Source organism: Demequina sp. NBRC 110051, assembly GCF_002090055.1.
Classification (GTDB): Bacteria; Actinomycetota; Actinomycetes; order Actinomycetales; family Demequinaceae; genus Demequina.
The window spans coordinates 1-12,959 of record NZ_BBRH01000018.1 but is presented as its reverse complement, the minus strand read 5'-3'; the positions used below and the strand labels follow the sequence as shown (position 1 = coordinate 12,959).

Sequence of the window (12,959 nt, the reverse complement as noted above, 5' to 3'; positions counted from 1 at the left end):
CGTCGTGAAAGCGCTATCGCTTAGTAGTCGCGCTCCTGGTTCGCCAGGGCTCGGCGCACGCCGTCGCGGCCCTCGACGATCAGGCGCTTCAGCGCGTCATGCGCGTCCGCGTTCGCCTCGAGCCACGCGTCGGCCTTGTCCTGCAGGTCGGCCACGCGACCGGCGAGCTCGGCGGGGTAGAGCCCCTCGATGAGGTTGGTCGCGATCTCGCTGGTCTTGTCCGCGTAGATGCGGCGCACCGAGGCGAAGTACTCGTCGACGTAGGGCGTGAGGAGCGCGAGATCGTGCACGTGCGTGAAGCCCGCGGTCGCCTCGTACTGCAGTGCGTTGGGCATGTCCTTCTCGGCGTTGACGAGCGCGTCCCAGGTGGCGCGCTTGCCCTCGGCGGTGGGGATCGCTGCACGGGCGTGGGCGGCGCGACGCTGTCCCGAGGCGGATCCGTCCTTCGCGAGCTGCAACTCGATCGCCACCTCTCCCGCGCGGCCCCCGGCCACCAGGCCGATGAGCAGGTCCCACTGCAGGTCCTTGTCGATCTCGAGGCCCTCGAGGTGGAGCTTCTCGTCGATAAGACCCTGGAGGTTGTCCAGGTGCAGGTCGGACTGGGCATGGGCGGCGAAGGCGCGCACAAACTGCAGCTGGCTGTCGGAGCCGGGCAGCGCCTCGATGGCGAGCTTCCACAGCTGCTCGGCGACGTGCTGCGCCGCGTCCTCCTCGTGGGCGGGGTGGACGTACAGCGCGAGAGTGGTGGTCAGCTGGCGCAGCAGCACCATGACCGTGGTCGACTCGGTCTCGCGGCCAATGTTCTTCAGCACCAGGTCGATGTACTGGCGTGCAGGCATCTCGCCGTCGCGCGTCATGTCCCATGCGGCCGTCAGCACCATCGAGCGGGCCAGCGGGTCGGTGAACGCGCCCACGTGCTCGACCGCGGTCGCGAGGGACTGGTCGTCCAGGCGCACCTTCGCGTAGGCGAGGTCGCCGTCGTTGACCAGGATCAGCGCGGGGCGGTGCTTGCCGACCAACTCGGCGACGTCGGTGCGCTCGCCGCTGACATCGATCTCGACGTGCATGGACTGCTCCAGGCGCGTCACGCCCTTCTCATCGACGACCACGTCGTAGCCGCCCAGCCCCACGCGGTGAGGACGCTGCGTGGGCCACTCGGCGGGCACCTCCTGCAGCACTTCGAACGCCGCGATGTCGTCGTTGGAGTCCACCTCGATCTGCGGGCGCAGCGTCGTGATGCCGGCCTTCTCGAGCCACACCTCAGACCATCCCGACAGGTCGCGCCCGGAGGTCTCCTCGAGCTCGACGAGCAGGTCGCGCAGCGTCGTGTTGGAGTGGTGGTGCTTGCGGAAGTACTCCGCGACACCCGCGAAGAACTCGTCCTGGCCCACCCAGGCGGCGAGCTGGCGCAGCACCGAGGCGCCCTTGGCGTAGGTGATGCCGTCGAAGTTCACCTCGACGTCCTCGAGGTCCTTGATGTCCGCCATGATCGGGTGCGTGGAGGGCAGCTGGTCCTGGCGCGCCGCCCACGTCTTCTCGAGGGCATTGAAGGTGACCCAGTTGTTCTTCCACTTGGTGGTCTCGACGGTCGCGACCGTCGAGGCGTACTCGGCGAACGACTCGTTCAGCCACAGATCGTTCCACCACTTCATGGTGACGAGGTCGCCGAACCACATGTGGGCGAGCTCGTGCAGCACGGTGACGGTGCGTCGCTCGACGCGGGCCTGCGGCGGCTTGGAGCGGAACACGTAGTCCTCGAGGAACGTGACGCAGCCAGCGTTCTCCATGGCGCCTGCGTTGAACTCGGGGACGAAGATCTGGTCGTACTTCTCGAACGGGTAGTCGTACTGGAACTTGTCCTCGTAGAAGGTGAATCCCTGCTGGGTGTCGTCGAGGATGACGTCCGCGTCGAGGTATGGCGCGAGCGCGGCGCGGCAGTAGACGTTGGCGCGCAGCTCGCCCTTGCGCGACTGCACCGTGCCCTGCACCTCGTGGTACGGGCCCGCGACGAGCGCGGTGACGTAGCAGGGGAGCTTCACGGTCTCGGTGAACTCCCAGCGGACCTTGGCGCGCTCGACGTCGGCAATGGTGATGGTGCCGTCGACGGGGGAGGAGGTGCCGGGGTTGTTGCTCAGCACGTGCCAGTGCTGGGGCGCGGTCACCGTGAACTGGAAGGTGGCCTTGAGGTCGGGCTGCTCGAACACGGCGAACATACGGCGCGTGTCGGCCACCTCGAACTGGCTGTAGAGGTAGACCTCGCCGTCCTCGGGGTCCACAAAGCGGTGCAGGCCCTCGCCGGTGTTCATGTACGCGCACTCGGCTTCGACGACGAGCTCGTTGTGCTCGGCGAGGTCGGACAGCGTGATGCGGCTGTCGACGAAGTGCTCGGCGGGGTCCAGTTCGGTGCCGTTGAGGACGATCCGGTGGACGGCCGGTGCGATCAGGTCGATGAAGGTCGTCTCGCCGGCGGTGGCGCCAAAGCGGACGGTCGACGTCGAGCGGAAGGTCTCCTCGGAGGTGGTGAGGTCCAGCTCGACGGCATACGCCTCGGTGGAGACGATGGCGGCGCGGGCCTCGGCTTCCGCGCGGGTGAGGTTAGTACCAGGCATGAGGCGATTCTGTCACGCGTGGCGCAAACGGCACGCATTGGACGCCTTGGCCGTCAGCGAACGGGGCGGCGTCAGCGCTCCTCACCGTGCGTGTGCTGTGCCATCTCCTCGGCGAGGCGCTCGGCCACCTGCAGGCGGTTGGCGTCGTCGGGAGCGGAGTAAATCACCTGGTGCACCACCCCGGCGAAGACCACCACCACCGCCGCGAAGCCCTCTCCGTCGCCGCCGAAGGCCACATCCGCGCCGTCGATAGCGAGGTGGGTGTGGGGCAGACCGGCGGCGTCGGCGTCGGCGGTGGCCTGCTCGACGAATTCGTCGATGTCGGTGATCGTCGGGTCGACCATGATCGTGACCTCGGCCGCCAGCGTCGCGTCGCCACCCGTGTCGACGGACACCCAGCGGCAGGTGGGCAGCGCGTCGGCGTGCGAGTCGGGGTCGTCCGCAGTGGCGGTCGGCTCCATCGCATGGCCCGTCGCGCTCGCGAGGGTCGCGCCGTCGAGCAGGCCACAGGCCGATGCCGCGATCGCCGCTACCGACGCCCCGCCTGCGGTCGCTCCCGGATGGGGCTCTGTTCCTGGCTCCGTTGTCGCGGACGCATCCGCGGTGGGAATGGCGGGGGGCACGAAGGTGCCAGGTCCGGAAAGACATCCGGTGAGGATGAGCGCGCCGACGACGCCGGTCGCCCACGCGCCCGCCTGGGCGCGTGCGTGAGGTGAAACGTGGTGCACGCCGACCTCCCCTCAGCTCCGCGGGTGGGCCTCCCGTGGCTCGCCCGCGCCGGGTCCCCTCGCCCGATGTTTCGAGGCTAGAACCTCGCAGCCACGGTGTCACGCGCTCGCCCGTAGACTGCCGCGGTGAGTCACGAGGAGCCGGGTACGGCCGCACCGCCAGCGCGCCGGCGCCACCTGGTCGACCTTGCACCCTTGAAGGAGTCGCCCGCGTTCGCGCGTCTGTGGATCGGCGGCGCCGTCGCGGGCATCGGCGCGCAGATGACGGTGGTCGCCGTCGGCCTGCAGATCTACGAGATCACCGCCTCGACGTTCGCCGTGGGACTCGTCGGCGGCATCGCCCTGCTGCCCATGATTGTGGCTGGGCTGTGGGGCGGCGTGCTCGCCGACGTCTTTGACCGCCGGCGGCTCCTCATCGTCTCGTCGCTCGTGGCGTGGTCGTCGACGCTCGCCCTGGTCGCGCTTGCGGCCTGGGACGTGGCGCTCCACGCCGGTGGTGGCCATGCGCCCGTGTGGCCGTTCTACGTCGTGACGACCCTGAACGCGGTCGCCTCCACCATCTCGAGCGCCACACGCGGCTCGGTGGTGGGACGCATCCTCGAGCCGCATCTGGTGTCGCGCGCCACTGCGCTCAACGGCATTGCCTTTGGCGCGACGCTGACGCTGGGGCCGGCGCTCGCGGGCGTGATGGCGTCGTCAGTAGGTCTCGCGTGGACGTTTGCGATCGACGCGATCCTGTTCACGGCGGGCTTCCTCGGCGTGTGGACCCTGCCGGCGCTGCCGCGCCTGGGACGTCGGGTTGAGGCCGGATGGGGCATGCTCCGCGAAGGGGCGGGGTTCCTACGGCGCAGCCCCAATATCAGGATGAGCTTCATCGTCGACGTCGTGGCGATGACCTTTGGCCGCCCCTATGTGCTGTTCCCGGCGCTCGGCGCGACGGTGGTGGGCGGCGGCTCGCTCACCGTGGGCGCGCTGACCGCCGCCGGAGCGGTGGGAACCATCCTGGTGTCGCTCTTCTCCGGACCGGTCGCGCACGTGCATCGCCATGGCGTGGCGATCGCGCGCGCCATCACCACGTTCGGCGCCTTCGCGGTGATGTTCGGCGTGGTGGTGCTCGTGATGGAGGGCGTGGATCACACCGCCGCGCCGGGCTGGGACGGCATCTTCTGGCCCGCAATGATCCTGCTTGCCGTCGCTATGGCGGGGCTGGGTGCCTCCGACGAGGTGAGCGCCATCTTCCGCCAGACCATGATCATCCAGGCCTCGCCCGACGAGATGCGCGGACGCCTCCAAGGGATCTTCGTGGTCGTCGTCACCGGCGGCCCGCGCGTGGGCGACATGTATGCGGGCATCCTCGCTACCGCCGTGGGCCTGTGGTGCCCGCCGCTGCTGGGAGGGCTCGCCATCATCGGCCTGATCGCGGTCCTCACCCGCGTGCGCCGCGCCCGCACGGGCGAGACGTTCCGCCAGTACGACGATCGTCACCCGGTGGCGTAGCGCCGTCCCGTGACCTCGGGTTCGCGCCTCCACAGCTCGAGCCCGGCCTGCGCGTACCCCTCGATGGAGACGGCGCCGCCTAAGCGCATGTGTCTCGACGCATATCCGCTCCACAGCTGGTCCTGCTGGACGGCAATCGAGAACACCCGCTCGTACTCGTGGTACCCCTTCGCCGTGGGTGTGACCAGTCGGCACCTGCCGTTCTCCGGGTCGCGCTCGACATCGATGAAACCGCGTAGGGCCATGCGCCGCACCATCTGAGTCACGGCGGCGGCGCTGGTCAGCGCGTGGTTCGCGAGCACCACCAGCGGCACACCACTAGGCCTGCGCGCCACGTGCTGAAACAGGAACGCCTGGTGCAGTGTCATGAAGAAAATGGGGTCGGGCGCGACATTGGCCGCCACATCCCGCTGACGCGCCTCCAGAATCCTCACGGTGTTCACGAGCGGCGCGTGTTCGCTGAGGGAGGGGGGTCTCTCGTCTCGCATAGTTAACACGTTAAGGATTGGCGACGAGGGTGTGCCCCTCCTACCAGGGACGGTGGAGACGGCCGATGCCGTGGTGGGCCTGTGCAGAACGCTGGGCCTGCGTATGGGGCGGGCTCAGGCGGCGAAGCCGCCTTGGCGCCAGGCCTCGTAGGTGACGAGCGCCGCGCAGTTGGCCAGGTTGAGCGATCGGCGCCCGGGGAGCATGGGGATGCGCACCCGGCCCGTGACGCGCTCGTGGGCCATGACCTCCTCGGGAAGTCCCGTGGGCTCCGGTCCGAACAGCAGCACGTCGTCGGGCCGGTACTCGATGTCGGAGTAGACGGTCTCGGCGTGAGCCGTGAACGCGAAGACGCGGGAGTGCGGCATGGCCGCGAGCATGGCCTCGAAGTCCGCATGAACGGTCATCGAGGCGAGGTCGTGATAGTCCAGGCCGGCGCGCTTGAGCTTGGGTTCCGACAGGTCGAAGCCGAGCGGCTCGATGAGATGCAGCGGTGCCCCGGTACAGGCGGACAGCCGGATCGCGTTGCCCGTGTTGTTCGGGATGCGAGGCTCGAAGAAGACAACATGCGGTGCGCTGGACATGAGGCCATCCTCCCAGGCGGTGAGGTGAAGGCCGCACCTCAAGCGCAGACCGGTGAGGGAGGGGAGCAGCGCCGCCCTAGGCTTACCGCCATGAGCATGTCTGCCCCGCCCGGATCGCGGCGCGCCGCCCTCGGTGGAGGCGGCGGCCACCGCGGAATCTCGGGACGTGACGAGGCCGCACAGCGTGCCGCCAACGCCGACGCACCCGTGATCCCCGACTTGTGGAGCCGCGTCCTCGCACTGTTCCGTCCGTACAGGGGAGCGCTGGTCCTCACCGCCGTCCTGGTGGTGCTGACGGCATCGGCCGGAGTGGTGCCGCCGCTCATCATCGAGCGCATCTTCGACGATGCGCTGTTCCCGCCCGGCGACGCGGGCCCCCAATTGGTGCTGCTCGCGGAGCTCGTCGCGCTCGTCATCGTGATCTTCATCGCGACGGCCGCGCTGGGGGTGTGGCAGACCTACGTCACCGCGAGCGTGGGCAACCGCGTCACCGGCGACCTGCGCACCCGGCTGTTCGACAAGCTCCAGTCCATGGACCTCGCATTCTTCACGCGGACCAAGACCGGTGTGATCCAGTCTCGACTTCAGAATGATGTGGGCGGCGTCTCGGGCGTGCTCACCACCTTCGTCTCGTCGATCATCGGCAACACGGTGACCGTCCTGGCCTCCCTCGTCGCGATGATCCTCCTCGATTGGCGCCTCACGCTCGTCGCTGTGATCCTCATGCCCGCGCTGGTCGCCATTCAGCGTCGGGTGGGCCAGGTGCGGGCGCGGCTCGCGTCGCGCACCCAGGAGTCGCTGTCGGAGATGACCGCCATCACGCAGGAGACGCTGTCCGTCAGCGGCATCCTGCTGTCGAAGGTCTACAACCGTCAGCGCCTCGAATCGGAGCGCTACGGAGCCGAGAACGCCAATCAGATCGACTTGCAGGTGCGCCTGTCGATGTCGGGGCAGTGGTTCTTCGGGCTCGTGACGGTGATCATGAGCTCCGTGCCCGCGGTCATCTATCTCGTGGCGGGCCTGCTGATCGCGCGCGCGAACGGCCAGGGCGTGGAGCCGACCATCACCGCCGGCACCATCGTCGCGTTCACCGCGATCCAGGGGCGGTTGCTGTTTCCGCTCATGGCGCTCATGCGTGTGGCGCTCGAGATCCAGACCTCGAAGGCGCTTTTCGCACGCATCTTCGAGTACCTGGACCTCACGCCCGCGATCGTCGACTCGCCGGACGCCCGTGACGTGGCGTCCGCCCCCGGTCCGATGGGGTGGGTGGCGTTCCGCGACGTCGTCTTCCGTTACCCGGACGCAGGCGCGGACCGCGCCGCGACGCTGGACGGCGTGAGTTTCGTGGCCGAGCCCGGTCAGACCGTCGCGTTCGTGGGTCCGTCGGGCGCGGGCAAGACCACCATCGTCTACCTCGCGGCCCGGCTCCATGAGGCGTCTTCCGGCGCGGTGGAGTTCGCGGGCGCCGACGTGCGCGAGCTCACGCACGAGTCGATCGTCGACCGTATTGGTGTGGTGAGCCAGGAGACCTACCTGTTCCACGCGTCGATCGCCGAGAACCTGCGGTACGCGCGGCCGGAGGCCAGCGACGCCGACCTCGAGCAGGCCTGCCGCGCGGCCAATATCCACGACCAGATCATGACGTTCGAACACGGCTACGACACCATCGTGGGGGAGCGCGGATATCGGCTCTCCGGTGGTGAGAAGCAGCGCATCGCGATCGCTCGCGTGCTGCTGAAGGACCCGCCGGTGCTGCTGCTCGACGAGGCCACGAGCGCGTTGGACACCGTCTCCGAGCGCGTGGTGCAGGCCGCGCTCGATCGTGCGGCCGAGGGGCGCACCACGCTGGTGGTGGCCCACCGCCTCTCGACGATCGCGGACGCTGATGTGATTCACGTGGTCGACGGTGGGCGCATCGTGGAGACGGGCACCCACGGCGACCTCATTGCCGCGGGCGGCCTGTACGCACGTCTGGCCGCCGAGCAGCGCCGGGACTGACGCACCCCGGGCTCAGGCGGTCTGCGTCACTGCCTTGAGAACCACGTCGTGGCCCAGCCACCCGACCACGCGGCCAGCGTCGTCGAGCACGGGCAGGCCATCGTCGGCGTCGCCGCCGAGCATGGTGTCGAGGACGCCGTCGAGGGCCTCCTCTGGCCCGATGTGGTCGCGCCACTGCGACACGTCCGCGACGACGAGGCTCTCGGCCTCGTCGTCATCCGCGAGGGCCCGGGCGGCGGCGTCGGCGGTGACGATGCCCACATAGAGGCCGTCGTCCGAGACCACGGGAAGGCTCGAGCGACCCGCGGCGAGGATGCGCTGGGCGGCGAGTGTGGCTAGCGTCCCCGTCGCCAGCGTGGGAGGGGTGGGCGCCATCAGTTCGCGCACCTGGACGTGAGCGAGCCGGGCGGTGCGCGCGGCGTGGCGCGTGAGGTCGATGCCGCGCCGGCGCAGCTTCGCCGTGTAGATCGTGTCGCGGCTGAGCAGCGAGGAGGTCGCGGTCGCGATCACCACGGCGAGCATGAGCGGCAGGATCACCGAGTACTCGCCGGTGAGTTCGAAGAGGATCAGCACTGCGGTGATCGGCGCGCGCGACGAGCCCGCGAACACGGCCGCCATGCCCACGATCGCGTACGCACCGGGAGACAGGTCGAGCCCGGGAAGGACGGCATCGGCCGCCTGCCCGACGGCGGCGCCCAGCATGGCGCCGAGGAAGAGCGAGGGCGCGAACACCCCGCCTGAGCCGCCGATGGCGATGGTGAGGGACGTGGCGACGACCTTGGCGGCAAGGAGAACCAGGAGGAACGGAACCACGTACTCACCCATGACCGCGCCCTCGAGCACGGGATAGCCCACGCCGTACATCTGTGGGAGCACGAAAACCAGCACGCCCAGCAGAAGGCCACCCGCGGCGGGCCGGAGCCACTCGGGCCCGCGCCAGATGCGGTCGGCCGCGTCCTCAAACCAATAGAGCACCTTGGAAAAGCCCACGCCGAGCGCTCCGGCGACGAGTCCCAGGGCCGCGAAGATCGCGTACTCGCTCACGTGGCCCACGGAGAACTCCGGCAACACGAGGAACGCCTCGTTGCCGAGGATGCCGCGCGCGATGACGGACGCGGTCACGGAGGCGATGACCACGGCGGCGAACGAGCCCACCGCGAACGATCCGAGCAGGAGCTCGAGCGCGAAGAACACGCCGGCCAGCGGCGCGTTGAACGTCGCCGCGATGCCGCCCGCGGCGCCGCAAGCGACGAGCAGGGGCAGCTGCGCCCCGGGGACGCGCACCATGCGGCCCAGCGACGAGGCGAGCGCGGAGCCGATCTGCACGATGGGTCCCTCGCGGCCCACCGAGCCTCCCGAGCCGATGGTGACCGCGGACGCGACCGCCTTGACGAAGGCGACCTTGCCGGCGATCCGCCCGCCCTTGCGCTGGATCGCGTACATGACCTCGGGCACGCCGTGGCCGCGCGCCTCGCGGGCGAAACGGTGCACCAGTGGGCCGTAGATCAGGCCGCCGATGACGGGAACGAGGATCACGAACCAGCCGCCGAGGCCGGGCAGCCACGGATGCGAGGGGTGATCGGTGGTCGCGGCGTAGTCGGCCTGGCCAGACAAGAGCAACGTGGCGTGCTCGACGAGCCAGCGGAAGGCTACGGCGCCGAGCCCCGACAGGACGCCCGCGACGACGGCGAGTCCCATGAGGGTGGCGCGATCGGAGCCGGCGACCCGGAGGGTGGGGCGCCATTGGACGAGGGGGCGGGGACGGGTCACTCGGCTTCCAATACTTGCTAGGGTGCAACTGTTGCACCCTAGCACTCGCCCGCGCCTACGATGGGCGCCATGAAGTCCTCCGCCGACGCGACGATGGCAGCCTCGCGCGCCCTGCTCGGGCACGTGGCCCGCTCCCTCCAGGGCGCCCTCGAGCACGTCACGCTTCCGCAATACCGCGCACTCGTGGTCCTCGCCGCGGCCGGCCCCCAACGCATGGGCGCGCTCGCGGACACGCTGGGCGTCCACCCCTCGACCCTGACGCGCACCGTCGAGCGCCTGGTCGCGGGGGACTTCGTCACGCGGGAGGCCGCGCCCGACAATCGCCGCGAGGTGGTCATCGCCCTCGCCCCCGCGGGGGAGGCGCTAGTGGCCGATGCCATGGCCAGGCGCCGTGACAGCGTCGCCGCGACGCTCGAGCGCCTGTCTCCCGACGAACGGGAGGCGGTGCGCCGGGGCATGGAGCTCTACGCGGCGGCCGCGGAAGAGCCGGGTGCCCCCGACCTCCTGACGCTGGGCATGTAAACCCAGCCACGGCATCGGCCGTCGTCAAGAAACGCCGAAGGGCGGGACCCGATCCACTGGATCAGGCCCCGCCCTTCGGGTCTAGAAAGGTTGCGGGTCGACTAGTTACCGCAGCCGCAGCTTCCGCCGCAGCAGCCGCCGGTCTTCTCGGCGGCCGCGCTGTCCGCGGTCACGTCGATCAGGTCGATGTTCGTCTTCTCAGCCATATGCGGCCTCCCGTCTCACGGTGACAGCCCCACCACGGGGCCTGTCACCACTGTAAACCCGCTGGCTACCAGATGGATACCCGCGCCTCGGGGGTCAGGTAGAGCTCGTGGTCCTCGCTCACGCCGAACGCGTCGTACCAGGCATTCATGTTGCGCACGATGCCGTTGACGCGGAACTCGCTGGGGGAGTGCGGGTCCATCGCGATGCGGGTGATGAGGGCCTCGGAACGGACCACCATGCGCTCGGTCAGCGCGTAGCCGATGAAGAAGCGCTGCTTGGCGGTGAGGCCGTCGACCTCGGGCGCCTCGTCGATGGGGTGGCCCAGCGCGATCTCGTAGGCCTTGAGCGAGATCTCGACTCCCGCGAGGTCGCCGATGTTCTCGCCCACGGTCAGCGCGCCGTTGACGTGGTGCGAGCCCTCGAGCTGGCGCGGCGAGTAGCCGTTGTACTGCTCGATGAGGGCATTGGCGCGCTCCATGAACGCGCTGCGATCCTCCTCGGTCCACCAGTCCTCGAGCGCGCCGCGGCCGTTGTACTTGGAGCCCTGGTCGTCGAAGCCGTGGCCGATCTCGTGTCCGATCACGGAGCCGATGCCGCCATAGTTGATCGCGTCGTCAGCCTCGGGGTGGAAGAACGGCGGCTGCAGGATCGCGGCGGGGAAGACGATCTCGTTGGCCATCGGCAGGTAGTACGCGTTGACCGTCTGCGGGGTCATCAGCCACTCGGTGCGGTCCACGGGCTGGCCGATCTTCGACCATTCCCAGTCCTCCTCGAACGCCGAGGAGGCACGCACGTTGCCCACCAGGTCGGTGGGATCGGCGCTGAGGCCCGAGTAGTCGCGCCACTTGTCGGGGTAGCCGATCTTGGGCGTGAACTGCGCGAGCTTGTCGAGCGCGCGCTCCTTGGTCGCAGGCGTCATCCACTCGAGGCCCTGAATCGACACGCGGTACGCCTCGATGAGATTGGCGACGAGCGCGTCCATGTCCTGCTTGTGCGACGGCGGGAAATGCTCCTTGACGTACTCCTGTCCCACCAGCTCGCCCGCGACGGCCTCGACGAAGCCCACGCCGCGCTTCCACCGCTCGCGCTGGGCGAGGGCGCCCGAGAGGACCGTGCCGTAGAACTCGAAGTTCGCCTTGGAGATCTCCTCGGTGAGGTAGGCGGCGCGCGAGTTGACGATGCGCCAGGCGAAGTAGCGCTTCCACGTGTCGAGATCGGTGGACTCCCACAGTTGGGCGATCGCCTCGATGTAGCTGGGCTCGCCGACCACGAGCAGGTCGTGCGCGGCGGCCGGCATCTCGATGGCGTCGGCCCACGCGGCCCAGGGGAACGCCGGGGCCGTCGTCGTCAGCTCGCTGAGCGTGGTGGGGTTGTGGGTGAGCTCGGCCTCGCGCGACTTCACCACGTCCCAGTGGTGCTTGGCGATCGCGGTCTCGAGCGCGAGCACGTCCGCGCCGGTGAAGTCGCGGCCCGTGAGCGCGGCCATGCGGTCGATGTGTGCCGTGTACTTCTCGCGCACCTCGGCGTAAGAGTCCTCGCGGTAGTAGGCCTCGTCGGGAAGGCCGATGCCTGACTGGCTCATGTAGACCACGTTGCGGTCGGGGTCGATCTTGTCGGCGAAGACGTAGTAGCCCACGAGACCCGTCACGCCCGTGCGCTGGAGGCGGCCGATCGCCGCGGCGAGCGCGTCGTGATCCGCGGCGGCAGAGAGCTCGTTGAAGTCTGCTGTGAGGGGCTGGGTTCCCAGCGCGCCCAGGCGGCCCACGTCCATGAAGGACGCGTACAGGGCGCCGATGAGGGAGTCCTTGTCGGCCGCCTCGATGATGGCGCGCGTGTGCTTTTCCGCCTCGTCGCGCAGGGTGTAGAAGCTGCCGTCGGCCGAGCGGTCATCGGGGATGACGTGGGAGTCCTCCCAGGGACCGGAGACGTAGCGGAAGAAGTCATCGCCGGGACGGATGGTGGGCGAGAACTCGGACGTGTCGATGCCGGAATGCAGTGCCATGGACTCACCCTAGGGGCGCGCGCTGACGCGTGCCGTGCCGTTTCGCTCTCGGCGTGGCCCGTACGGCATGATGGGCGCATGCGCATCCACATCGCCGCGGACCACGCCGGATACGAGCTCAAGGAGCACCTCAAGAAGCACTTCGCCGACGGAGGCTACGAGGTCGTCGACCATGGCGCCCACGAGTACGACGCCCTCGACGACTACCCCTCGTTCTGCATCGCCGCAGGCGAGGCCGTGGTGGCGTCGGGCTCCGACCTCGGCATCGTCATCGGCGGCTCAGGCAACGGCGAGCAGCTCGCCGCGAACCGGGTGCCCGGCATCCGTGCCGCCCTGATCTGGTCGGAGGAAACCGCTCGCCTGGCGCGCCAGCACAACGACGCCCAGATCGGCTCCATCGGCGCACGCATGCACTCGCTGGATGAGGCCGCTGCCATCGCCGACGCGTTCATCCACGAGCCCTTCAGCGAGGACGCCCGTCACCAGCGCCGCATCGACGAGATGATGGCGTACGAGTCGCAGCGCTAAGCGCCGCGCCCTCTCGCCCGCGCGCCAG

The 12,959-nt window shown here is 69.3% G+C and carries 10 protein-coding genes; 4 read left to right on the top strand and 6 right to left on the bottom strand.

The features are described 5' to 3' along the window. Window positions 1-20 precede the first annotated feature (20 nt). Both pepN and B7K20_RS12975 read right to left on the bottom strand, forming a co-directional pair. Window positions 21-2,609, bottom strand: coding sequence for an aminopeptidase N (gene pepN, locus B7K20_RS10955; protein WP_084102565.1), 2,589 nt, complete (start codon window positions 2,607-2,609; stop codon window positions 21-23). A gap of 71 nt (window positions 2,610-2,680) precedes the next feature. After that, entirely contained in the window at window positions 2,681-3,337 is a 657-nt protein-coding gene (locus B7K20_RS12975; protein WP_144018656.1) for a hypothetical protein, read from the bottom strand. A gap of 126 nt (window positions 3,338-3,463) precedes the next feature. On the opposite strand from B7K20_RS12975, the gene B7K20_RS10945 reads away from it, so the two are divergent. After that, entirely contained in the window at window positions 3,464-4,834 is a 1,371-nt protein-coding gene (locus B7K20_RS10945; RefSeq protein ID WP_084102563.1) for an MFS transporter, read from the top strand. On the opposite strand, the gene B7K20_RS10940 is transcribed toward B7K20_RS10945, so the two are convergent. Next, window positions 4,819-5,202: a MarR family transcriptional regulator gene (locus tag B7K20_RS10940; RefSeq protein ID WP_159449398.1), complete on the bottom strand. Its 384-nt coding sequence runs from the start codon at window positions 5,200-5,202 to the stop codon at window positions 4,819-4,821. The genes B7K20_RS10945 and B7K20_RS10940 overlap by 16 nt on opposite strands. Before the next feature lie 234 nt (window positions 5,203-5,436). Further along, complete coding sequence (locus B7K20_RS10935) at window positions 5,437-5,904, bottom strand: tRNA (cytidine(34)-2'-O)-methyltransferase (protein ID WP_084102561.1); 468 nt, start codon at window positions 5,902-5,904, stop codon at window positions 5,437-5,439. A 90-nt stretch (window positions 5,905-5,994) separates the two neighbouring features. Here B7K20_RS10935 and B7K20_RS10930 point away from each other — a divergent pair, with 90 nt between their 5' ends. Continuing rightward, the gene (locus tag B7K20_RS10930; protein ID WP_234985808.1) at window positions 5,995-7,902 is read left to right on the top strand and encodes an ABC transporter ATP-binding protein; all 1,908 of its coding nucleotides are present in this window, start codon (window positions 5,995-5,997) and stop codon (window positions 7,900-7,902) included. A 12-nt stretch (window positions 7,903-7,914) separates the two neighbouring features. Here B7K20_RS10930 and B7K20_RS10925 read toward each other — a convergent pair whose 3' ends face one another. Next, on the bottom strand, window positions 7,915-9,672 hold the full coding sequence (locus tag B7K20_RS10925; RefSeq protein WP_200809081.1) for a chloride channel protein: 1,758 nt from the start codon (window positions 9,670-9,672) through the stop codon (window positions 7,915-7,917). Between the two features lie 69 nt (window positions 9,673-9,741). Here B7K20_RS10925 and B7K20_RS10920 point away from each other — a divergent pair, with 69 nt between their 5' ends. Beyond that, on the top strand, window positions 9,742-10,194 hold the full coding sequence (locus tag B7K20_RS10920; RefSeq protein WP_159449397.1) for a MarR family winged helix-turn-helix transcriptional regulator: 453 nt from the start codon (window positions 9,742-9,744) through the stop codon (window positions 10,192-10,194). Between the two features lie 271 nt (window positions 10,195-10,465). Here the strand turns inward: B7K20_RS10920 and B7K20_RS10915 are convergent, their stop codons facing one another. After that, complete coding sequence (locus B7K20_RS10915) at window positions 10,466-12,403, bottom strand: M13 family metallopeptidase (protein ID WP_084102559.1); 1,938 nt, start codon at window positions 12,401-12,403, stop codon at window positions 10,466-10,468. Window positions 12,404-12,481: 78 nt separating this feature from the next. On the opposite strand from B7K20_RS10915, the gene B7K20_RS10910 reads away from it, so the two are divergent. After that, a complete protein-coding gene (locus B7K20_RS10910; RefSeq protein WP_084102558.1) occupies window positions 12,482-12,931 on the top strand; it encodes a ribose-5-phosphate isomerase in 450 nt (149 codons plus the stop codon). The last annotated feature ends 28 nt before the right edge of the window (window positions 12,932-12,959 follow it).